The organism is Clostridium sp. UBA3061 (genome assembly GCF_002367465.1).
GTDB classification, from domain to species: domain Bacteria; phylum Bacillota; class Clostridia; order Clostridiales; family Clostridiaceae; genus Clostridium_J; species Clostridium_J sulfidigenes.
The window spans coordinates 231,200-253,491 of record NZ_DFCF01000014.1 but is presented as its reverse complement, the minus strand read 5'-3'; the positions used below and the strand labels follow the sequence as shown (position 1 = coordinate 253,491).

The following is a 22,292-nucleotide window of genomic DNA, read 5'->3' as shown; positions in this document are numbered from 1 at the left end:
ATGGAGCGATTTTTTATGTCAAAATTAAAACTAAAAACAATAAGAGCTGACAGAAATGCAAAAAAACTATTAAAGAGTGTTATGAAGAATACATGGATTACTGTAAAAGTATAGGTCAAAGAGAAGGAACTTTAAGCAGTAAAGAAAGATTTAAGAGATATCAATTAAGTAAAATAGTAAATTTGGATGACAATATTAACACATTGACTAAAGATAAAATACAAAAACATATAAACTATATGATAGATAAAGGATATAAGGGTAATTACTATCAAACTTATGTTATAAAAATTAGAGCATTTTTAACATACTGCTTTACTAGGGAGTATTTAGAAAAGTTTGAAGTTAAAATTCCCAATATCATTTTAGCGAAAAAAGAAGTTTATACTGAGGCTGAAATAAATAAATTACTTAAAAAACCTAATTTAAATACATGTGTTGTAGGCGATTATAGAAGTTGGACAACTGTTAACTTTCTATTAGGCACAGGATGCAGGAGTACAACATTATTAAATGTAAAAGTAAAAGATATCGATTTTCTTAATGAAAGTATTCTTTTTAGACATATGAAAACAAAAAAGCAAGTTACTGTAATCCTATCTAAAACTCTTAAAGTAGTATATTGCTATAATGGGATTAAAAGAAGACGATTATTTATTCCCAAAATTAGATGGAAATAAAATGAGTTATGATACACTACATCAAAATCTAGTAAATTATTTTAAGCATTGCAAAGTAAAAATGAGAGGTGTCAATACTTTTAGAAATACATTTGCAACTTTATTTATTAAAAATGGTGGAGATATTTATAGGCTTAATGTTTTACTCGCTCATAATAATATAAAAACCACAGAAAGATATGTTAATTTATTACCATTAGATTTCTCAGAAGATTTATTGAAATATAATCCCCTTGATGTGCTTTCCAAAGATAATAAAAAGCTAAAAATTGATAGAAAAAGCAGAAAGGGAGGAAAATAATCATGAGTAAAGGATTCACTACATTTTATAATGAAGTAATGTATAATAAGTCTTTATTTACTACCGACAAAGCTGTATTTTGTGCATTCTCGACCTTTTGCTTCAACAGTGATAAATGTTTCCCTTCTCAAAGAAAAGTTGCTGAGATGCTTAATATATGCGTTAGAACAGTCCAGAGGAGTTTAAAAAGGCTTATTTCTGAAGGTTATATAACAATAGAGCGAAAACTAGGTAGTGTTAATATATACACTCTATTAAAACCTGTAATAGATAGAACAGTTACAACTGTAAAAACTGCTATGAATAAAGTCAAAAGCACTTATAATAAAAAGAAAAATAAATTCCATAGTTATGAACAACGAGATTATAATATGGAAGAATTAGAGAAGAAACTTTTAGGGTGGACATAAAAAGGAGTCCCTGCTAGTAACGATAGCATAAGACTCAAGAACTGAATAAATAAAATAATTGTTGAATCTATTATATCATTTTTAAAAATTAGTATGCAATAGGTTTATTTGTCATGTTCAGATTTTAAAAAATATAACCTATTTTTTTCACTTTTTAATAGGATGTATGAGTTATATGTCATATCCCTAAGACAATGATATTTTAACTACATATGACATCAATGTAGCACTAATAATTAAAAGGTTAATAATAAAAAACTAATAAGCTATATAGCTACAGTCAACATATATAAATATAAAATTAAGAGCCACTCAATAACCTTGATACTATTGTAGCATTCTCTCCTTTATTGTTTAAGTTCAAAGTATCGTCTCGTATATGGTTCGATATGAGCTTTTAAATGGCATTGTATTTAAAATTGTTGATTTACTACATTAAATGAAGTTCACTATAAAAAGACAACCTCATTTAAATATTTTTTAGTGTGAAATTTCTTTTCATTTAATTTGTTAAAGTCCATAGCCACGGTCATCAATTCTCCACTTACTTCTTTTGCTAGTTCTTATTAAAACCCAATTATAATTTGTATAAGTTGAATTTGGATTTAAAGCAAGACTATCACCTGAATCATCGACATCAAAATTAGATAACAAAATAATAACATTTTCGGGACTAACTCCATTTACTGAACCTCCTCCATATTGTAAATATTCTTCAACAGCAGAATTAGATTTTTCTTCGTCATACCATATTTTAGTAAGAGTACATCCTGTATAACCGGAATCAAAATCCTTCTTTACACAATCTACTGCTTTATTTATTTCTTCTTCAGTAAACTTAGAAGACTCTCCAATATTTACTACAACATTATCAGTTATACCACCTTGATTAGTTGTACTTATACCAATAATGAAAACAATAACTACAACTAGAATAAAAATAGCAATTTTACATTCTTTTCTGTTCGTTTTCCATAAATGATTAATTTTAGCCTTCATCTCATTCATTACAATTCCTCCAATATTTGTAATATATAATATGATTATACCATTTTAAAAATATTTGTATATGTTGATATTGAAGGAGAACAGTATGAAAAATTTAAAAAATCAATAGAAGAAGATGGAATTCTAACACCTTTAATAGTAAGTCCTGATATGACAATAATAAGTGGACATCAAAGATATCAAGCAAGTAAGGATTTAGGTATTCAATTAATTCCAGTAATTATAAAAGAAGATTTAATTGAAGAAGATGAAAAACTTAAAAACTTCTTGCAACAAACTTTGGAAGATTGAAAAATGACCCAGTTAAACAAGGGAGAGTATTTGGAGAATATGAAAAATTATGTGGGGTAAGACAGGGTAGTGCAGGAAAAATAAGTTTAGAACGACAAAATGTCGCTCCAACCCAAGAACAAATGGCTAAAGGATTAGGAGTGGATGTTAGAACACTTCAAAGACTTAAGCAACTTCAAACCTTATCCCCTGACCTACAAGAATTAATATCAGATGGTACGGTAAAGTACACTACAGCACTCTCTGTATGGTCTAAATTAAGCCAAGAAGAACAATCTAAACTTATAGAGGACTTAGGTAGAGATAAGATTAAAAGTCTTACACAGAAAGCTACAGAGGAATATATACAGTTATATACTAATATTTGAAAACATGTTAATATTATTATGTAATTATAAATATTGGGGGTATAAAAATGAAAATTGAAATTGAAATTGAAAAAGAAAAATATCCAGTCAAATATCTTTTATATTTATCAGTAAGTGATGAATATAAAAATAGAGTAGTAGGTGGTTTGTTATATGAATAGTAAATTTAAAGAGTATGGTCAATATGCATTAATAATAATATTTGTATTAGCTATAAGGTTGTTTGTAATAGATGTTATAAGTGTTCAAGGTTGTTCTATGTATCCAACTTTAAATGAATCCCATGATAAGGTTATACTTGAGAAATATAAGCAGTTTACAGATGATTATAATAGGTCGGATATAATTGTTATCAATGAAGAAATTCTTGATAAAAGGATAATTAAAAGAGTAATCGGGTTACCTAATGAAACAGTTGAAATTAAGAATGGTTATATTTATATAAATGGAGAGTTACTTAAGGAAGAATATTTAGATAAGGACATTAGAACATATCCTGATATGAAAGTTATTGTTCCAGAAGGTCATATATTTGTACTAGGTGATAATAGAGGGAATAGTAAAGATAGTAGACACATAGGAGTAGTTAAAATAGAAGATGTGCTAGGTAAAGCTATATATAGATTTAATTTTAATGAGAGATTGTTTAATGGGATATAAATTGATAATGATGCTAGAGGGTGAATTAACCAAATAAAACCTCATAATTTAAAGGTATTAGAAGTGTTTAATTAGCACTTCTTTTTTATGCTTAAATAAAAGATTTATATAATTTAAATTATACCTATAAAATTGTACTACACTAAGAGGTATATATTAAGGGTTGGAAACATTGAAATTATGCAGTTTTAAAAGCCGAATAAGTAATAGAGAAATAGGAGGGTGATTAATATACAAAAAGAAATAATACTTTATCCACATATTGAAAAATTATTAAATGGAAGAGGAAGTTATATATTACAAAATGAAGTAAATTTCTTGGAGCAGTTAAAAGCAATAGATTTATTAGCTAAAGATGAAAATTATTACTATGTGATTGAGGTTAAATATCAAGATATAGAGGAAGATGATTACTGGAATTTAGATTATATTATTAAGAACAACAATATTGGTAAACCGATGAAAGGAATATTATTTGGTGGAAGTTGCAATAATAAAGAGCCACTAATTTATGAAGAAATTAGAAAAAATTCTAATATTGAATTAATTATATTTAATTTGGATATTATTGAGAGTTCGATAATTCCTAAAATAGAACATAGTAGAGAGTACTATAATAAAAAAGAAAAGTTCTGGATATATATATTCATTGATTTGAGTGATATTGATATAAAAGATATAAAAATAAACGGAAATTGCATAGAAGTATCTTATAAATTAAATCGGAAGAAAACATTTTCTTATAGAGCATATATAGATGATGATAATAATATAGTTGGGGATATATATATAGATGAATTTGATTTTAATTTTGGAAAAGAATTAAATGTTAAAGTAGAAGAAAATATACCAATAAATAAAGTTAGAAGCATTTTATATAGTTATAAATTAAAAGAATTATCTAGAGATAAGTTATTTTCTCATGATATGAAATCAACGTATTATGATGAAATATATTTTAGCATTAGACATATCTTGAAATTTATGTCTCTGGATACATTGGTGAATAATTTAGATTACCATTATAGATTAGGAGTTACTTCCAATAATAGAAATTTAGAATATGGATTGTGTTTCCGCATAGTAAACTTTAATTACAATGGTAAAATTTTTATTGATGTTAAATATATTGAGTGCATAGAAACGGAGAAATTATCTTTTGATAAAAAAGATAATTGTATATTACGTGGACTCACGTTGGAATTTTTAAAAAGATATAATAGGATTACATATTTAGATTTTACAAATATATTAATTGACGATATTCTATACATACCAAATAAAAAAATTATATATAATACAAATACCATTGAATTATCTCTAGAGATAGAAATAGAGATTAATAGTACTAAAGAAAAGATAATAAAAAAATATACAATAACAACATTTAATTCTGTTACAAATGCTGATTTTTATTTATTAACTAACTTCAATATAATTATGAAGTTTGAAGGTATTATTAAAGAAAGAATTAAGGGAAGTGTGTATAAGATTTTTAGTTATAAAAATAATTTTTCAATTAACAAGATTAGAGATAAAGATATAAAAGAATTGAAAAGAATGCCATTTAATAAAACAATTCGCGAATTAATAAATGAATATAAAAATGATTAAGAGAGTTTAAAAGCTCTCTTTTTTATTGTGAAGAAAAAGACCGTACCATTTTGGGGACAGCCTTAGTCTTCATCTACACATACTACTTAGGTATAAAACGTGATAATAACTTTATATATAATATACATCAGTTCGAGCTATTTCTATCATAGATTGATAATAACCAATTACATATTTTGCATATACTTCTTTTAGCTTATCATACAAGTGTTTACCAGCAGGAAATTCAGTCCAATATTTATTATCATCAATATTATATGTTAACTCTTGATTAAGTGCATCACGCATAATTATCAATAACTCTTTTTCAAATTTCATACTATCTATTCTTCGGTCTGCTAATAAATCATCGATAAGAATAATAACATTACTATCCCGTAAATCTTCATCCATTAGATTTAGAACATAACAGCTTAATGCGGTAAAGCAACCTTGATTAACTATATCTACAATACGTTGCAAATCAGGGCTTTTGAGTCTTTCTTCAACAATCTCACACATAATATATTTATCATAATCAACATGCTCAAAATCAATATTATGTACAATACCCCAGTTAGATGCTATATCATTATACATCCAAAAAATTTCTTTACTTGTATCTACGCATTCATAAAAGTTTTCATCTACTATTTGAAATGGCACTCTACTCACAAGAAATCCCCCTCTACATTATAGTTAACATATAAAATTTCATATATTAATCTTTCTTAATCCACTTTATATCATATCATATTATATTAGCTATCTCTAAATGCTTTTTTATAAATTTCTCGTAGAGGAATTTAATTGAGCGAACCTCTTGAATAGAAAGCATTGCCATGATTATCATAGTGAAGTTTTAAAACCTCTTTCATAAAATATATCTTTATATGAATAAAGATAACTATTTAATGTTTTAATTATTGATTTACTATTAATACTATTCATAGAACCAAACACACCCTTTCAGATTGTTTGTATTGCTATGATTAGTTTGTACAGGGTTAGGTCGTTTGGTTCGTTGTATTTTTGGGTAATTTAAATTTGATTACTTGTAAAGTGGTGTTATATCAAACACCTTGCATAAGAAAAAAATAACACAATATATTTACAATAAATTATATTCATATTAATATATACCTATTAAATGTTGATATATATTAATATTTTATATGTATTACTTTCATAGCGTTTCGAAATAAAAGCTAATGAAAAAATTGCCTTTGTTGGTGAAAATGGAACCTATGAACTTGGTACGATAATAGATCCAATTGCACTAATAAATAAATTACAAAGCAAACAATAATATGTTAGAATTAATAAAAATCTTTAGATATTATAAAATTCCAAATTGTCGGGGAGATAAATCCTAATACAGAAAGGATGAACGTTATGATTCAATCGGTGGTACATATTGCTTTAGTAGTAAGAGATTATGATGAAGCAATTGATTTCTATACAAATAAACTTCATTTTGAATTATTAGAAGATACTTATCAATCAGAGCAAGATAAAAGATGGGTAGTATTATCTCCATCTGGTTCAAATTCAACAACAATATTACTTGCAAGAGCATCTAAGGTAGAACAAGAGCCTTTCATAGGAAATCAAGCAGGTGGAAGAGTTTTTCTTTTCTTAGGAACTGATGATTTCTGGCGTGATTATAAAGAAATGAAAAATATAGGTATAGAGTTTGTTAGAGAGCCTAAAGAACAGGAGTATGGAACAGTTGCAGTATTTAAAGATTTATACGGTAACTTGTGGGATTTAGTTGAGTTTAATGTAAATCATCCAATGTTCAATAGGATTAAATAAACTCCAATAATTTGGGAGATTAGTTAAGTGAGCGAAATTTTATTATATATAAACTAAAAGGAAAATAGGAATTTTGTACTAGGGCGATCTTTAGCAATTCGAGGTGAACTACATGATTTCCAGTGATAATGTAAATACAATTATCAATTAGATTTTATGAACAATTTTAATTGTCTGTTCATTACTATTATTTTTTTATTAGGGGGGGCATATGAAAAAGTTACTATCATTAACATTAATCTAAGCTTAATAATAGCAGCATGTTTTTTAATATCATGCTCTAATAATGATACATGGGAAAGAGGATATATTTAAAATCATCCAATTCCAATATCTTCAACAATTCTAAATGATAGAAGTGATGATGTTAAATATGAAAAAAACCAAGACGGTATTATAGATTTAAGAGGTACAAAAATAGATAGTGAACAGTTGAAAAAAATATCTGTAGGAGATTTAACAAATGTTACTCAATTTGATACCGTAACAGAGTGGTCAGAGGATTTACCGAAAGACTTTGAACCATGGAAACTTATTGAAGAAGGTAAAAAGAAAAAGCTTGAATTGGGCAATTTGCATGATAAAGGATATGATAGTGAGGGTATTGGGATAGCTATGATAGATGCTACCTTGCTTGTTGACCATGTGGAAATAAAAGATAACTTGAAATTTTATAAAGCTTTTAGTAGTGAAAAAGACATAGCAGAAATGCATGGAGTAGCAATGGCTTCTATTGCAGTTGGAAGAAATATAGGTATTGCTCCCAAAGCTGACCTCTACTTTATTGCTGATGATTTTTATAATGTTGAACAAAAGAAAGTAGATTTCACAAAAATTGCAGATGATATTCTAAATATTATTGAAGTATATGGATTATTGTAAAAGTGTAGGTCAAAGAGAAGGTACTCTTAAGAGTACCCTAGTGTCTATAAGTTAAAGTATAGTTTTAAACTTTTCTATTTTTTATATTTTTTCCAAGATATATATAATATAGTATAATTTAAAATGTAAGTTCAATTTGAAAGGGAAGGGAATTTAATATGGAGAAAATAATAATTGTTGAATATGAAGAAAAATACCATGATGATTTAAAGAGGCTCTCTTATGAATGGCTTGAAAAGTATGAATTATTAGAGCCGGAAGATGAGAAGATTTTAAATAATCCTAAAGAAATCGTACTAGATAAAGGTGGTTTTATATTTTTTTCTAAACACGGTGAAGAAATAGTAGGAACTATGTCTTTAATAAGAGTTGATGATAATACTTTGGAATTGGCAAAACTTGCTGTTACTGAAAAATATCAAGGATTAAATATAGGAAAAATATTAATGGAAAAATGTCTTTATATTGCAAAACAAAAAAATGTTAAAAGAATAATTCTTTTTTCAAATCACAAATTAACTTCAGCCATAGGGTTATATAAGAAATTTGGTTTTATAGAAACCCCTTTTCTAGACAGTAAGTATCTAGAATCAGATTTAAGAATGGAATTAAAACTATAACTATTTCAACTCTAAATGCTTCACCATTTGTAATTTAATGTGTTAATTGTATAATTTTATGTATTTTGCATATTATATATATTCTATATAGTAAAATATATATAATATATAAGGAGTGATATATTATATGTATATGAAAAAAGATTATAAGGATTACCTAAAGATATTTCTTGTATTTGTTTTAGTAATTATGATAAGAGTCTTTGTCATTGATGTAATAACAGTAGAAGGAATATCAATGTACCCAACATTAAATGAATACCATGATAAGGTTATATTAGAAAAATACAAACAATTTACTGATGATTATGACAGAGGTGATATTGTAGTTATAAAAATGGAGGACAGAAATATTATTAAGAGAGTAATCGGATTGCCTAATGAATCAATCGAGATTAAGAATAGTGATGTATATATAAATGGTGAACTACTTGAAGAACCTTATTTAGATGATAGTGTAAAAACATATCCTGATATGACTATTAAAATACCTAGTGATTCTATATTTGTCATGGGAGACAATAGAGAAAATAGTTTAGATAGCAGAAGTATTGGAGCTATTAAAATAGATGATATTATGGGTAAGAGTGTTTATAGATTTAATTTAAAGAAAATGATATTTAATGACTTAAATTAAACCTTATTAAATACTTAATGCACCCCAAAGCCTCACTATGAGTACAACTAGTTAACTAGTTAAATAGTTCTATAGTTTAATATTAGTATAGATATATATTTAACTAGTTTCCTAGTGAAAATTATCTATAGACATATATATAAAATGTTACATATATTCATAGTTATAGACTATAAGAAAGATTACAAATATTGTGAAGAATCACCTAGGAGGTTTTACACAGCTGAAACATATTTGACTATAATATTGAAAGGAAAGCTTTTCTGTTATATAATGGTTTGAAGTACAATATAGTTAAGACTTCTCTTAAATAGACTTCAAGTCTATTATTTTTTTGTATATTTGTATATAATATATAATTATCAGTAAGGAGGTTTCAGATGAACTTTATCCATGAAGCTAAACAAATAAGTGAAGAATTAATTTATATAAGAAGAGAATTCCATGAAAATCCAGAGTTAGATTTTGATTTATATAAAACTTCTGATAGAATAAAAAATTTCTTGAGGAATGAGAATATAGAATTTTATTCTTGCGCAGGTACAGGTGTTGTAGCTACTATATATGGGGAAGCAGGTAATAGTAATGGAAAAACTATAGCTATAAGGTGTGATATGGATGCACTACCTCTCCATGAAAAAAATAGTCACTGCTATATTTCTAAGATGGATGGAAAAATGCATGCCTGTGGCCATGATGCTCATATGACAATGGTACTTGGAGCAGCTAAACTCTTAAATAACCATAGAAAAGAGTTAAAAGGAAATGTAAAGTTTATTTTTGAACCCGCTGAAGAAACTACTGGTGGAGCTAAGATTATGATAGAAGAAGGAGCATTAGAAGCTCCTCATGTGGATGCAATAATTGGGTGTCACGTAGATGAAAGTCTTGAGGTTGGAACTATTGGACTTAAGCAAGGGGTAGCTTATGCTGCTTCTAATCCTTTTACCATTACTATTTGTGGTAAAAGTTCTCATGGTGCAAGTCCTCATAAAGGGATAGACCCTATAGTAATTGCAGCTCAGGTTATAAATGCTTTACAATTGTTAGTAAGTAGAGAGACTAGTCCAGTATCACCAGGGGTAATAACTATAGGAACTATAAATGGAGGTACAGCAGCCAATATTATACCAGATAAGGTTACTATAACTGGTATAATTAGAACTATGAACCTAGAAGATAGGGAATACATGAAAAAAAGATTAAAAGAATTGGTAACCATGCAGGTAGAAAGTTTAAGAGGTACCTGTGAAATTAATATTGATGAGAGTTATCCATGTTTATATAATGACGACGCTATGTATAATATATTTTATGATAATAGTGTAACTCTATTAGGAAAAGATAAGGTTAAAATATTAAGAGAACCTACTATGGGTGTAGAAAGTTTTGCATACTTTTCCCTTAAGGTTCCAGCTATGTTTTATCAATTAGGATGTGGAAACCTTGAAAAAGGAATAATATATCCTCTGCATAGTAGTAAATTTGATATAGATGAGGAATGTCTACAAATAGGAGTAGCAGTTCATTGTAATATGGCTGTAAACTATCTTAACAAACTATAAGAAAGAAATATTGGAGGACAATATGAATAATATACAAATAGGTTCAAATGAAGCCGGTCAAAGATGCGATAAATTCCTTAGAAAGTTACTGAAGGATGTACCATTAAGCGCTATATATAAGGCATTTAGAAAAGGTGACATTAGAGTAAATGGTAAAAAAATAAAAGAACAATATGTTTTAGAAGAGGAAGACACCATAGAAATAAGATATATAAAAACTAGTGGTGAAAAAAAGAAATTTGAAAGAATAGAAAATAATCTTAAAATTACCTATGAAGATGAAAATATACTTATGGTAGAAAAATGGCCTAATTTATTAGTTCATAGTGATACAAAAAATGGAGAACCGACTTTAACAGACTATGCCTTATCTTATCTCTATGATAAGGGTGATTATGAACCCGAAAAAGAAGTAACTTTTACTCCTGCTCCATGTAATAGGTTGGATAGAAATACCTCTGGGGTAGTTATATTCGGAAAAAATTTCAAATATCTAAAGGCTCTTAATGAAGCTATAAGAGAAAGAAGTATTGAAAAATACTATATGGCTCTAGTACAAGGAAGAATAAAGGACGGAACCTATACAGGATATATCTTAAAAAATGAAGATGCAAATATTTCTAAGGTATATAGGACTGAAGTTCCAAACAGTAAAGAAATTGCTATGGAGGTTAAAACTATTCAAAGTTGTGGTACTTTTTCCCTAATAGAAATTAACTTACTTACTGGAAGAAGTCATCAATTAAGAGCTCACTTATCAGAGCTAGGAAATCCTATAGTTGGAGATTCTAAATATGGAGATAAAAAGCTTAATAGCTTCTTTGTAAATAGATATGGTTTAGATTTTCAATTCCTATATGCATATAAAGTAATATTTAAATCAAACTCAGAGGAGCTTGAATATATGAAAAATAAAACTATAGCAGAATCTTTACCACCAGTATTAAAGAAGATAAAGAATGATGTGTTTAAGTTTTAATGGAGGGGTAATATGAATGACAGAACTGAGGGGGCTCAGCACTCTGTAGCTAAAGGCTTTATGGTACTCACCATATCTATGATGTCAGTAAAGGTGTTATCTGTAGTTTATACACCTTTACTTAGGCAGATTTTAGGATCAACGGGTTGGTCAGTATACTATTCTACATATACAATTTTTTCTTATATATACATTATAGCTAATGCGGGTATACCTGTAGCCATTGCAAAGTTAGTATCGGAACTTGAAGCAAAGGGAAACTACAAAGATGCAATAAAAACCTTTAGAGCATCTAGGACTTTACTTATAATCTTAGGGTTAATCCTATCCGTATTTATGTTTATATGGGCAAAACCCTTAAGTATGGCTTTTAATAGTCCTGAATCAATATTAGCTACTAGATGGCTTGCACCGGCATTATTATTTACTTCAATAATGGGTGCATACAAAGGTTATTTTCAGGGTATTGGAAATATGACTACCACTGCAGTATCCCAAGTAGGCGAACAAATTCTAAATATAATATTTAGTTTATTATTTGCTTATCTACTCATGGGAAAAGGTGTATCCTATGGAGCTGCTGGAGGAACTATAGGTACAGTGGTTGGAGCTATTGGAGCATCTTTATACTTTATATTAGCATATAAAATGTATGGATCTAATCACGCCCCAAAAAAGAACAAAGTAGGGGTAAGTAGACTAAGTAATAAAACTATTATTAAATCCATATTAAAATATGCATTTCCAATAACTATAGCTTCTGCACTGCAAAACTCAGGAACTATAGTAGACTTAAAAATTGTAAAGTCTAGACTTTTATCTACAGGATTAAGTCAGAAAACTGTTGATATTCAATGGGGATATTTAGGTCTTTACAACACTCTTATGTCAATTCCTATGGCAATTATTGGAGCTTTAGCTATTGCTCTTGTTCCTGCCATATCTAGAATCCATGCCCTAGATAATAAAAAAGGTCTTAGATTTAATATTAAATCTTCCTATAGGGTTACTTTTATGATAGCTATACCTTGTGCTGTGGGATTAGGAGTTCTATCTATGCCTATTTTAAGAATCCTAGGCTATGATAAAGAAGTATCACCCTTATTAGTATGGGGAGCTTGGGTTTTAATCTTATATGCTATCACATTAGTTCAAACTTCTATTTTACAGGGAATGGGTAAGGTAAACGTAGTAACTATATTTTCTGTAGTTGGAATTTTGGCTAAAGTTGTTGTGAATTATATACTGATAGCAATGCCTTCCTTTGGAATCCTTGGAGCTATTTGGGGTAATGCAGCCTGTTATTTAGTAATGCTTATATTATTCCAGTGGCAAATAAATGACTCTATTGATGGAAGGATACACTTGATTCCTTGTTATATAAAACCTTTAATAGCTGGATTAGCTATGGGGATAGTAACATTTTTCTCATATAAGATATTTAATGGAGTTCTAGGATTAATTTTCAGTGGTTACATATTAAACTTATTTGCATCATTAATAAGTATAGCATTATCTGCTGGAGCCTACGGATTAGTGCTAGTAACTATAGGTGGTGTTAAAAAGTCTGATTTAAATTCACTGCCAAATAAAATTACAAAACTTATACCTAGAAGAATATATAAAAAGTTAAAGTAAATATTATTAATTTATTTTAAAATAGAACCTAGAACTTAGTATCTAAAAAACTAAGTCCTAGGTTCTATTTTATGAACTTTTGCGTATTAAAAAACTTGATACAAAGAATAAGGAGAAAGCAACTACAATGATAGTTATGATTTTAGGAATGATAAAGGTATTAGGAATTATAGAACTTATGATGGTTGTTACTAAATATACTAAAACAGTTAGTAACACTAGGATTAATATTTCCCAAATAGGAAAAGATAGCTCTATCACTTGTCCAATATAATACAGATTTATTAAAAGGCCTATAATAGAGGTTACAATTAAGGAAATTCCATATCCATAGATATTTATGCTAGGAATACCTATAAGTATAAATATTAGAACTAACTCAATCAAAGCTGTAGCAATGGAGCTTAAAAGGATAACTTTTTGTTTCCCTATACCATTTAAAATACTATAGGTACAGTAGTGACAATACATAAATGGAGCTGCAAGGGAAGCTATCTTTATAAAGCTACCTAAGTCACTTCTATCAAAGAATACTTCACCTAATAAATTAGGACATACATAGCAAATAATTACTGTAGAAACCCCTAACATAAAACAAATTTTAATTACTTCATTTACTCTAGAATTTATATTAGAAAAATCCTTTTGACTTATCTTTTTAGATATATCTGGAATTATTACTGTAGACAAAGATACAACTATAACTAATGGGAAGTACACGATAGCAAGAGCCATACCATTAAATTTACCTATTATCTCAAGGGCACCTATGTGATCAAAACCCGCAGCGACTAACCTTATGGGTACTAAAAGTGTAGATACACTTTGAAGCGCTGTAGTTAAAAAACCATTTATAGCTAAAGGGACAGCAATAATTAGTATGTTAAATAACAATTGAAAGCTGTTATCTGGTCTTACACTATTGGTATAAGGAATCTTTTTAATACTTCTTTTATAGAAAATATATAGAAATACGAAACTTATTATTTCACCAATAGTAAATGAAAGATAGGTTGCCGCTACTGTATTTTCGATGGTTTTAAGAGATAAATAGTAGATTACTCCTACTAATATCACCATTCTAACAGCTTTTTCTAATATATCTATAACTGAAGGGGTTATTACTTGACTTACTCCATAGAAATAACCTTTATATACGCAGGATATAGCAATAAAAACAATAGCAGGAGAAGCTATCCATAAGGAACGTATGGCTCTAGGGTCTTTAATAATATAATTACAGATTATCGGACTAAGTATAAACATAATACCTGCTATAAAAATTGACCAAAGTACTATAAAAACTAGGGAAGCATTAACAGTTTTATGTAAATCTTCAAATCTACTAGTACCCAGGTAAGCAGAAGTTTCTCGTGAAATTGCAGCAATTATTCCTCCACATACTAAACAACAAAATAAATCATATATAGGCATTATCAAACCATAAAGTCCAACTCCCTCTGGTCCTAACTGTCTTGATAGTATAATAGAAAACATAAATCTCAATACACCCATGGCTAAATTAGAAAGAGTTAACACAAAGGTATCTCTATAAAAAGTATCTTTACTCATCTTTATTACCTCCAATTAGGCATCTGAAAATAAATAACAAATCAAAGATGAGAAGTATATTTTGAGTTAGACAAGGAAACAGGTTCCGCAGATAGTAGCACTATCTAAGGGTTCTGTTGACACAGTATAACACAAAATAAACGAGCATTCTGACTTATTTATTTTTTGAAGATGCCTTAATATAATAATACTTATGAAGGTAGATTAAAGATTATTCTCTAACCATATATTTTTATCTTATATTTCATTTAATGTAATTTAATTAAGAATATTTAAATATATATTAGTGTAAATAATATTTAAATGGAGGAACTATGAAAAAAATAATTGGATGGATTCTGCTTATAATATTAGCTATTAGTTCTTTATTAATAGTAAAAGATAAAAATAATATATATAATATAGGGGTTAAAGACTCAGAAGTTGAGATGAAAATTAGATATAAGGGATTAAAGAATGCCATAGATTTTACTAGTAATGATAAAGGATTATATGTTGCCTTTGAAAATAAAATAATGGCTATTCCATCAACTGGAGAGCCCTATACTTTAATTGAAGACAAAAACTATAACATTACCACCCTTGAATGTAATGGAGATAAACTATACTTCCTTACTAATAATGAAATACTCAGCTTGGATATAAACAATGGGAAGTTAGAACAATGCTTATCAAACATACCTAATAAAGGAGATTATAGCAATGTTTTAATAAGAGGATATAAGGACTATTTATTTATTTCAATTGGAGCTGCAACTAATTCAGCTGTAGTTGGAAGTGATAACCAATGGATAGATAAAAATCCAACTGGTTATGATATATCACCTTTTAATATAGTATTAAATAAAAATGAAAAAGGAGCCTTTGTACCACAGGGAGCTTCTAATGAAGACAACGAGGTTATAAAGGGTGAGTCCATAGGCAATTCATCTCTGCTAATTTATAATATTAACACCAAAGCTATTGAAACCTATGCATGGGGAATAAGAAATATTGAGGGACTAGATATAACTCTTGATGGTAGAATCTTTGCTACCATAGGAGGCTATGAAAACAGAGGATTAAGACCAGTAGAAAATGACAGTGATTATATCTATGAACTAAAAAAAGGTTATTGGTATGGATTCCCAGATTTTTCTGGAGGGGATCCTCTAGATTCACCAAGATTTCAAGGTGAATCTAATATAAAAAATCCTCCATTGTTAAAAAAACATCCTATGTCACCACCAGCACCTGCTTATCAACATAATGATTTAAATAGTTTAAAATGGATTGCAATAGATGATACAGGGAAAATTAATGGACAAAATACCTTGCAACTATATTTTTATGATTGTAATAAAAATAATATAATGTGTAGCGCTGTAAATGGTGTTCCAAATAAATTAATAACTTTAAAGGAAAATTGCACGGTATCTAATATGAAGGTTTTAAAAGATGAGCTATATATATTAGATGGTAACCATGGATTTATATTTACCTTAGCTATTAGAAAATAGGCTACTATATATAATTTCCATATAAATACTACGTTAAATTTAATAGATAATAAAATAATATGGTTAAATTGGAGTATAATAATATATATCTCAATGATTATTTTATTATTCTTAAAGAATCGTAGGTGTATTACATGAAGAAAATGGAAAGAACTTATAATAGAACTATGACAGCCTTTATAAAAGTTGCAAATCCTATAAAAAAGAGAATAAAAAAGACTGAATGTATAGTCCATAAATTTATAAATAAAGAAGCTCTACGTTTATTAAAGCAGGAGGGCTATATTGATGAATATCATTTTTTTGTTAAACATTTGTTAGATTTGAATAAAGGTGTAAAATGGGCTGATGCAGATTTGAAAAGTACTAATCATTTCTATCATCATGAGAAGGGAATCGGTCTATATGGATTTTCAAATGCTAAAGTAGAATGTGTAAAGTATTATAAGGCATCTGTGTTTTACGGTGCAAATTCTGATATGAATAAAGCTCTATTTTTATTAGGTGCTGCTTGTCATTTAGTACAAGACTCCACAGTGCCAGCTCATGCTATGAAAAACTTGAAAAAACATAAACCTCTGGAAAGTTTCATAATAGATAAAGTTATTAATGGATATAAAATTCCTTTAAAAGATCCTATAATCACTTATGGAAGTCCTGAAAAATATGTTATTGAAAACACAAAGTTTGCTGTTAAAACCGCTAAGTCCTTTGAAAGTATAAGAATCAAAGAAAATCGGTTTAATGAAATTGCAGATGTGATATTACTTAGAGCTTGCACAACAACAGCAGGATTACTCATTGATTTTTATAACACCTTAAAGATTATAGAATCTAAAAGTGAAGATTAGAGCTATATATAATGTAAGAACTACCACGAAAATATATTGGTAGTTCTTTTTTTTGGGTACTATAACTGTAATTTTCAACATAATCTTATTTTTTCTTATGCAATAGTAAAAATAAAGGAATTTACAAAATTAAAAAGAATATTATCAATAATATAAAAATATGGAGGTGTGAAATGGAGAGCTTATTTGTAAGTTTAGAAAAAGAGGTTTTTAGAGGTAACGTATTGGATATTACTTATGGAAACCAGGGTATAATATATAAGGCTAATAAATATTATGATAATTTTATAGATGTTAATTATTTGGAGAATGCACCTTCTAAATCCTGTGATAATGAAGGGTATTATGATAGCTGTATAGTATTTTTTACCTTAAATAAAATTAAAACCCATAGACAAAAGCTAAAGCTTTTTGATAATATATATAGATTAATGAAAAATAATGGATATGTTTATATTTGGGATGTGGAAAAGGAGCCATTAAAGACATTACAAAAAAATATAAGGGTATCATTACCTGATAAAAGTATGAAGAATTTTCAAATAAACTTACTTAACCTATTTACTGATAATACTTCATCAAAAATTATAGACGGACTAAAGAATTATTTTGATATTGTAGAAGCAGTATCTTCCAATGGTACCTTTAGGATTGTGGGCAGAAAGAAAGGATGTTAATAAAAATGAAAGTAGTTTTAGTTGCAGTAAATTCAAAGTATATACACAGCAATTTAGCAGTAAGATATTTAAAAGCATATACAAAGGATTTAGATTATAATTGTCACACTATGGAGTTTTCTATAAATGATAGAGAAGAAAGAATAGTTGAAGAAATACTATATGAAAAACCAAATATAATAGGATTTTCCTGTTATATTTGGAATATTGAGTTTGTTAAAAAGGTATCAACTTTAATAAAGCTTATAGACAGTAATATTGAAATTATATATGGAGGCCCAGAAACTTCTTATAATCCTATTGAGTTTTTAACAGAAAATGTAGGTGAATATTTAATTGAAGGAGAAGGTGAAGAAACCTATAGAGAATTAATTAATTTTAAAATAAATATTGAAGTTAATGGAGATAATAATAATTGTGAAAATATTAAGGGATTATACTACAAAAGTAAGGAAGGCATTATATATGGAGGTAATAGACCATTAATGGATATGAACAATATAGTATTTCCTTATGAGACTGATGACGACTTAAAAAATAAAATTGTATATTATGAAGCTTCTAGAGGATGTCCTTTTAATTGTAAGTACTGTTTATCTTCAACTACCCATGGAGTAAGATTCTTAAACATAGATAGAGTGTTAAAAGAACTACAATATTTTATAGATAAAAAAGTTAAATTAGTTAAATTTGTTGATAGAACCTTTAATTGTAATAAAGCTTTTGCAAATGCTATATGGAGTTATCTAATTGAAAATGGAGAGAATACCTGTTTCCACTTTGAAGTATCTGCAGATCTATTTAGTAGTGAATCAATAGATATACTTAGTAAAGCACCTAGTGGCATGTTTCAATTTGAGGTAGGTGTTCAAACCACCAATAATGAAATATTAAGAAATATTAATAGAACTATAGAATTTTCAACTATTAAAGAAAAAGTATTAGAGCTAAATAAACTAAAGAATATTAAGCAACATCTAGATTTAATTGCAGGGTTACCTGGTGAAGATTTTAACTCCTTCAGAAAATCCTTTAATGAAGTATATGAGATTAGTCCAGAAGAGTTACAATTAGGATTTTTAAAGCTTTTAAAAGGTTCTCAAATGAGGGAAGAAAGTGAAAAATGGGGGATGGTTTATTCACCTTATCCACCTTATGAAATTCTAAAAACAAAAAATATAAGTTATGATGAATTAATTATACTAAAGAAAATTGAGCATATGGTCGATAAGTATTTAAATAGTGGTAAGTTTTATACTATATTAAATTTCTTTAAAAAAAGTAATAAATTCAAAGATATATTCGAATTCTACTATGAACTATCTAAATTTTATGATGTCAAGGGATACTTTAGACGCAGCATAGCATCTGTAGATTATTACTCTCTCTTTGTTGAATTTAATGACTTTATCAAAGCTGGTGAGAAAGAATTATTATTAGACATAATAAGATATGAGTATTTCTCATATAATAACACAAAGTGGATACCTGACTTTCTAAGAATAGAAATGAGTAAAGCTGAAGAGAGAAATATAAAAGAATACATTATGAATAAAAATTCTATAGATAATATAAATAAAATAAGTGTGTTTAAATTCAATCATAATATACAAAGTTTTATTGAATGTGGAGAAATAAAGAAAACCCTAAATTATGTTGCCTTTATAAATAATCACGTTAAGGAAAGAATATTTATACAGGAAAGTGAATTAAAAGTTCAATAAAATGTCAAGTAAAATCTTTGTTATTTTAAAAAGTACAATATATTAATTTTTTGTATTGATATATTGTACTTTTTAAGAAAACTGATATAATAGATTTTAATATATCTTTTAAAGAGTTGAGCTAATCCATGTTATAAGTTATCCAATACCACTTAATTATTATGTTTACATAAGTACAGAAAGCAGACTTAATATAAGTGGTTATATATATAATTAATACTTAAAAGGTGGTGATATTTTGGCGCTAGAAGCAATTAGTAAAATTCAACAAGCCGAATCTACTGCAAAGAATATATTAGATAAAGCAGTAGAAAATAGCAAACAAATAATTAGTGATGCTCAAGTTAAAGGCAATGAAGAGTACCATGCTATCATTGAAGATGCTACAGAAAAAGCAAAAAAAATGAAAGAAGATGCTCTTAATAAAGGAAATGAGGAGTCACAACCAACCTTAGCTAAAGGGGATGAAGAAGTTAAAAATATAATTAATACTTCTAAGGAAAAGATTGATTTAGCTATTAATTTAGTAATTGAGAGGATAGTGAAGTTCAATGGCAATAGTTAAAATGAATAAATTTATGCTCTTAGCCTTTGAAAATCAAAAAAAATCTTTGCTTGAGAAACTGCAATCCTTCCAAAATGTACAATTCCTAGATTTAAGTAAAAATGAAAGTAGTGAATTGAATCAATTAAAAAGTGATAGTGCAAGCAGTGAAATTTCTGAAGTAGAAGGTGAATTATCAAAAGTAAAATTTATCATTGAGCTTTTGAGCACATTTAGTGAAAAGCCTAAACTACTAAAAGACCTAAAGGAAGGAAAAAAGAGCTATAGCTATGATGTGTTAGAGCAGATTACAAGTACCTCTCATTGGCATGAGGTATATAGTGACCTAAAACAAAAAGATAATAAAATAAACATGAATCATAATTATATAACTAAATTAAAGGCCAATATAGAAGAGCTAAAACCATGGGAATCTTTAGACACCTCAGTAGAAAGCATAAATGTACTAAAAAAATCTAAGGCTATACTAGGGGAAATTCCACAAGGGAATGTAGATTCTTTAAGGCTTAAGTTAGAGGAAACAACTAAAAACTACTACTTTGAAGTTATTAGCAGCATAGGTAGAAACAGCTACATAATGGTGATAGCTCACAATGATGACTTAGCTGATATAGAACAACTGCTCAAATCTTCAAGTTTCAGTAAGATTGATATTCAATGTGATGGGGTACCTAAAGAAGTTATAAAAGAGTACAAAAAAACCATTGAATCAATAAATACAGAAAATAATTTTATTCAAGAAGGTATGAAAGAACATGTTAATAAACTAGAAGAATATAAAGTAGTTTACGAATACTACAGTTCTTTATTATTAAGATTAAAATCTACCGAAAATTTCCTGAAGAGTAAAAACATTGTGGCTATAGAAGGATACTATCCTTCCGAATTGCATAATGACTTTCAAAGCACATTGAAAAGTATTTTAGGTGATGATTATTATTTAGAATCAGAATCCGCAGAAGGTGACGATGTACCTGTTAAATTAAAAAACAATAAAGTCTTTGAATCCTTTGAAAATATTACTTCTATGTACAGTGTACCTAAGTATAAGGAGATTGATCCAACACCACTGTTAGCACCTTTTTACATATTCTTCTTTGGAATGATGCTATCAGATGCTGGATATGGCCTTGTGATGTTTGTAGGTACTTTAATTGCACTTACTACTTTTAATTTAGATGAGGACACGAGAAAATCTATAAAGATGTTTTTCTTATTAAGTATTTCTACTATATTCTGGGGCATCATGTATGGTAGTTATTTTGGGGATTTTATCAAGATAGCTCCTCTATGGATGAAACCGGATAGTAATGTAGGATTACTAATGATTGTCTCTGTAGTAATGGGACTAATTCAAATTTATGTAGGTCTTGGAATTAAAGCATACATGCAAATAAGAGATAAAGATTACTTTGGAGCCTTTGCAGACGTTGGATTATGGTATATTACCTTAACTGGTGCTATTATTTGGGCATTAAGTGCTTTTGTAGATTTAGCTTCTCTTGGAGTTCCAGCTGTAATAATTGCTATAGCAAAATATGGTACTATTGCTGGAATGGTAGGAATTGTACTTACTAACGGACGCCAAGAAAGTTCTATAGGTGGTAAGTTAGGCCAAGGATTCTATGCTCTATATGGAATAACATCCTATGTAGGTGATTTGGTTTCTTATACTAGACTTGCAGCTTTAGGACTTGCAACAGGATTTATCGCTTATGCATTTAATATTATGGTAAGTATGGTATCAACTTCATGGGCTACAATTATATTTGGTATAGCAATATTCGTAGTGGGCCATGTATTTAACTTATTTATCAACGCATTAGGTGCCTATGTTCACACCTGTAGATTACAATACCTTGAATATTTCGGAAAATTTTATGAAGGTGGAGGTACATCCTTTGAGCCTTTAAAATATAATTCTAAATATTTTAAAATATCAAAATAGATAAAT

The 22,292-nt window shown here is 28.1% G+C and carries 23 protein-coding genes; 20 read left to right on the top strand and 3 right to left on the bottom strand.

What is annotated here, in order from left to right:
• Positions 1-92 precede the first annotated feature (92 nt).
• From B2P65_RS13500 to B2P65_RS13490, 3 genes are read left to right on the top strand one after another with little or no spacing between them, the layout of a single operon-like run.
• Complete coding sequence (locus B2P65_RS13500; protein WP_346880292.1) at positions 93-680, top strand: tyrosine-type recombinase/integrase; 588 nt, start codon at positions 93-95, stop codon at positions 678-680.
• A 1-nt stretch (position 681) separates the two neighbouring features.
• Complete coding sequence (locus B2P65_RS13495; RefSeq protein ID WP_346848188.1) at positions 682-981, top strand: tyrosine-type recombinase/integrase; 300 nt, start codon at positions 682-684, stop codon at positions 979-981.
• Between the two features lie 2 nt (positions 982-983).
• Positions 984-1,391: a helix-turn-helix domain-containing protein gene (locus B2P65_RS13490; RefSeq protein ID WP_346880291.1), complete on the top strand. Its 408-nt coding sequence runs from the start codon at positions 984-986 to the stop codon at positions 1,389-1,391.
• 510 nt (positions 1,392-1,901) lie between these two features.
• On the opposite strand, the gene B2P65_RS13485 is transcribed toward B2P65_RS13490, so the two are convergent.
• Complete coding sequence (locus B2P65_RS13485; RefSeq protein ID WP_346848186.1) at positions 1,902-2,399, bottom strand: DUF4829 domain-containing protein; 498 nt, start codon at positions 2,397-2,399, stop codon at positions 1,902-1,904.
• Positions 2,400-2,441: 42 nt separating this feature from the next.
• Here B2P65_RS13485 and B2P65_RS13480 point away from each other — a divergent pair, with 42 nt between their 5' ends.
• From B2P65_RS13480 to B2P65_RS13465, 4 genes are all read left to right on the top strand, one after another.
• Entirely contained in the window at positions 2,442-2,690 is a 249-nt protein-coding gene (locus tag B2P65_RS13480; protein WP_346848223.1) for a ParB N-terminal domain-containing protein, read from the top strand.
• Positions 2,687-3,058 carry an antitoxin Xre-like helix-turn-helix domain-containing protein gene (locus B2P65_RS13475; protein ID WP_346848185.1) on the top strand — a complete coding sequence of 124 codons (372 nt, stop codon included), beginning with the start codon at positions 2,687-2,689 and terminating at the stop codon, positions 3,056-3,058. Before B2P65_RS13480 ends, B2P65_RS13475 begins: the two co-directional genes overlap by 4 nt.
• Positions 3,059-3,211: 153 nt before the next feature.
• Complete coding sequence (lepB, locus tag B2P65_RS13470) at positions 3,212-3,718, top strand: signal peptidase I (protein ID WP_346848184.1); 507 nt, start codon at positions 3,212-3,214, stop codon at positions 3,716-3,718.
• Positions 3,719-3,940: 222 nt separating this feature from the next.
• Positions 3,941-5,332 carry a hypothetical protein gene (locus B2P65_RS13465; protein ID WP_346880290.1) on the top strand — a complete coding sequence of 464 codons (1,392 nt, stop codon included), beginning with the start codon at positions 3,941-3,943 and terminating at the stop codon, positions 5,330-5,332.
• A 111-nt stretch (positions 5,333-5,443) separates the two neighbouring features.
• Here B2P65_RS13465 and B2P65_RS13460 read toward each other — a convergent pair whose 3' ends face one another.
• Entirely contained in the window at positions 5,444-5,986 is a 543-nt protein-coding gene (locus B2P65_RS13460; RefSeq protein WP_346848182.1) for a hypothetical protein, read from the bottom strand.
• Between the two features lie 720 nt (positions 5,987-6,706).
• Between B2P65_RS13460 and B2P65_RS13455 the strand changes: the two genes are divergently transcribed.
• The 7 genes from B2P65_RS13455 to B2P65_RS13425 all read left to right on the top strand — a co-directional run bounded on the left by B2P65_RS13455 (position 6,707) and on the right by B2P65_RS13425 (position 13,450).
• The gene (locus tag B2P65_RS13455; RefSeq protein WP_346848181.1) at positions 6,707-7,129 is read left to right on the top strand and encodes a VOC family protein; all 423 of its coding nucleotides are present in this window, start codon (positions 6,707-6,709) and stop codon (positions 7,127-7,129) included.
• 432 nt (positions 7,130-7,561) lie between these two features.
• Positions 7,562-8,011, top strand: coding sequence for a hypothetical protein (locus B2P65_RS13450; RefSeq protein ID WP_346848180.1), 450 nt, complete (start codon positions 7,562-7,564; stop codon positions 8,009-8,011).
• Between the two features lie 158 nt (positions 8,012-8,169).
• Positions 8,170-8,631, top strand: a complete 462-nt coding sequence (locus tag B2P65_RS13445) for a GNAT family N-acetyltransferase (protein WP_346848179.1) — start codon at positions 8,170-8,172, stop codon at positions 8,629-8,631.
• A 127-nt stretch (positions 8,632-8,758) separates the two neighbouring features.
• A complete protein-coding gene (lepB, locus tag B2P65_RS13440; protein WP_346848178.1) occupies positions 8,759-9,268 on the top strand; it encodes a signal peptidase I in 510 nt (169 codons plus the stop codon).
• Between the two features lie 380 nt (positions 9,269-9,648).
• On the top strand, positions 9,649-10,833 hold the full coding sequence (locus B2P65_RS13435) for a M20 family metallopeptidase (protein WP_346880289.1): 1,185 nt from the start codon (positions 9,649-9,651) through the stop codon (positions 10,831-10,833).
• A gap of 22 nt (positions 10,834-10,855) precedes the next feature.
• Entirely contained in the window at positions 10,856-11,812 is a 957-nt protein-coding gene (locus B2P65_RS13430) for an RluA family pseudouridine synthase (RefSeq protein WP_346848176.1), read from the top strand.
• 12 nt (positions 11,813-11,824) lie between these two features.
• Positions 11,825-13,450, top strand: a complete 1,626-nt coding sequence (locus B2P65_RS13425; protein WP_346848175.1) for a polysaccharide biosynthesis protein — start codon at positions 11,825-11,827, stop codon at positions 13,448-13,450.
• 69 nt (positions 13,451-13,519) lie between these two features.
• Here B2P65_RS13425 and spoVB read toward each other — a convergent pair whose 3' ends face one another.
• Positions 13,520-15,022, bottom strand: a complete 1,503-nt coding sequence (gene spoVB, locus B2P65_RS13420) for a stage V sporulation protein B (protein ID WP_346867233.1) — start codon at positions 15,020-15,022, stop codon at positions 13,520-13,522.
• A 314-nt stretch (positions 15,023-15,336) separates the two neighbouring features.
• On the opposite strand from spoVB, the gene B2P65_RS13415 reads away from it, so the two are divergent.
• From B2P65_RS13415 to B2P65_RS13390, 6 genes are all read left to right on the top strand, one after another.
• Positions 15,337-16,521, top strand: a complete 1,185-nt coding sequence (locus B2P65_RS13415; protein ID WP_346876224.1) for a hypothetical protein — start codon at positions 15,337-15,339, stop codon at positions 16,519-16,521.
• A 134-nt stretch (positions 16,522-16,655) separates the two neighbouring features.
• Complete coding sequence (locus B2P65_RS13410; RefSeq protein ID WP_346848172.1) at positions 16,656-17,372, top strand: zinc dependent phospholipase C family protein; 717 nt, start codon at positions 16,656-16,658, stop codon at positions 17,370-17,372.
• Between the two features lie 173 nt (positions 17,373-17,545).
• Positions 17,546-18,049 (top strand): hypothetical protein, encoded by a 504-nt coding sequence (locus B2P65_RS13405; RefSeq protein ID WP_150845503.1) that lies wholly within the window; start codon positions 17,546-17,548, stop codon positions 18,047-18,049.
• A 5-nt stretch (positions 18,050-18,054) separates the two neighbouring features.
• Entirely contained in the window at positions 18,055-19,773 is a 1,719-nt protein-coding gene (locus tag B2P65_RS13400) for a B12-binding domain-containing radical SAM protein (RefSeq protein WP_346848171.1), read from the top strand.
• A 238-nt stretch (positions 19,774-20,011) separates the two neighbouring features.
• A complete protein-coding gene (locus tag B2P65_RS13395) occupies positions 20,012-20,338 on the top strand; it encodes an ATPase (protein ID WP_346848170.1) in 327 nt (108 codons plus the stop codon).
• Positions 20,325-22,286 (top strand): V-type ATP synthase subunit I, encoded by a 1,962-nt coding sequence (locus B2P65_RS13390; RefSeq protein WP_346848169.1) that lies wholly within the window; start codon positions 20,325-20,327, stop codon positions 22,284-22,286. Before B2P65_RS13395 ends, B2P65_RS13390 begins: the two co-directional genes overlap by 14 nt.
• The last annotated feature ends 6 nt before the right edge of the window (positions 22,287-22,292 follow it).

Bases quoted from the DNA above. Each gene is read 5' to 3' on its own strand.
- B2P65_RS13500 (WP_346880292.1), top strand. From the start codon at position 93: ATGGATTACTGTAAAAGTATAGGTCAAAGAGAAGGAACTTTAAGCAGT.
- B2P65_RS13495 (WP_346848188.1), top strand. From the start codon at position 682: ATGAGTTATGATACACTACATCAAAATCTAGTAAATTATTTTAAGCAT.
- B2P65_RS13490 (WP_346880291.1), top strand. From the start codon at position 984: ATGAGTAAAGGATTCACTACATTTTATAATGAAGTAATGTATAATAAG.
- B2P65_RS13485 (WP_346848186.1), bottom strand. From the start codon at position 2,399: ATGAATGAGATGAAGGCTAAAATTAATCATTTATGGAAAACGAACAGA.
- lepB (WP_346848184.1), top strand. From the start codon at position 3,212: ATGAATAGTAAATTTAAAGAGTATGGTCAATATGCATTAATAATAATA.
- B2P65_RS13455 (WP_346848181.1), top strand. From the start codon at position 6,707: ATGATTCAATCGGTGGTACATATTGCTTTAGTAGTAAGAGATTATGAT.
- B2P65_RS13445 (WP_346848179.1), top strand. From the start codon at position 8,170: ATGGAGAAAATAATAATTGTTGAATATGAAGAAAAATACCATGATGAT.
- lepB (WP_346848178.1), top strand. From the start codon at position 8,759: ATGTATATGAAAAAAGATTATAAGGATTACCTAAAGATATTTCTTGTA.
- B2P65_RS13435 (WP_346880289.1), top strand. From the start codon at position 9,649: ATGAACTTTATCCATGAAGCTAAACAAATAAGTGAAGAATTAATTTAT.
- B2P65_RS13430 (WP_346848176.1), top strand. From the start codon at position 10,856: ATGAATAATATACAAATAGGTTCAAATGAAGCCGGTCAAAGATGCGAT.
- B2P65_RS13425 (WP_346848175.1), top strand. From the start codon at position 11,825: ATGAATGACAGAACTGAGGGGGCTCAGCACTCTGTAGCTAAAGGCTTT.
- spoVB (WP_346867233.1), bottom strand. From the start codon at position 15,022: ATGAGTAAAGATACTTTTTATAGAGATACCTTTGTGTTAACTCTTTCT.
- B2P65_RS13415 (WP_346876224.1), top strand. From the start codon at position 15,337: ATGAAAAAAATAATTGGATGGATTCTGCTTATAATATTAGCTATTAGT.
- B2P65_RS13410 (WP_346848172.1), top strand. From the start codon at position 16,656: ATGAAGAAAATGGAAAGAACTTATAATAGAACTATGACAGCCTTTATA.
- B2P65_RS13405 (WP_150845503.1), top strand. From the start codon at position 17,546: ATGGAGAGCTTATTTGTAAGTTTAGAAAAAGAGGTTTTTAGAGGTAAC.
- B2P65_RS13400 (WP_346848171.1), top strand. From the start codon at position 18,055: ATGAAAGTAGTTTTAGTTGCAGTAAATTCAAAGTATATACACAGCAAT.
- B2P65_RS13390 (WP_346848169.1), top strand. From the start codon at position 20,325: ATGGCAATAGTTAAAATGAATAAATTTATGCTCTTAGCCTTTGAAAAT.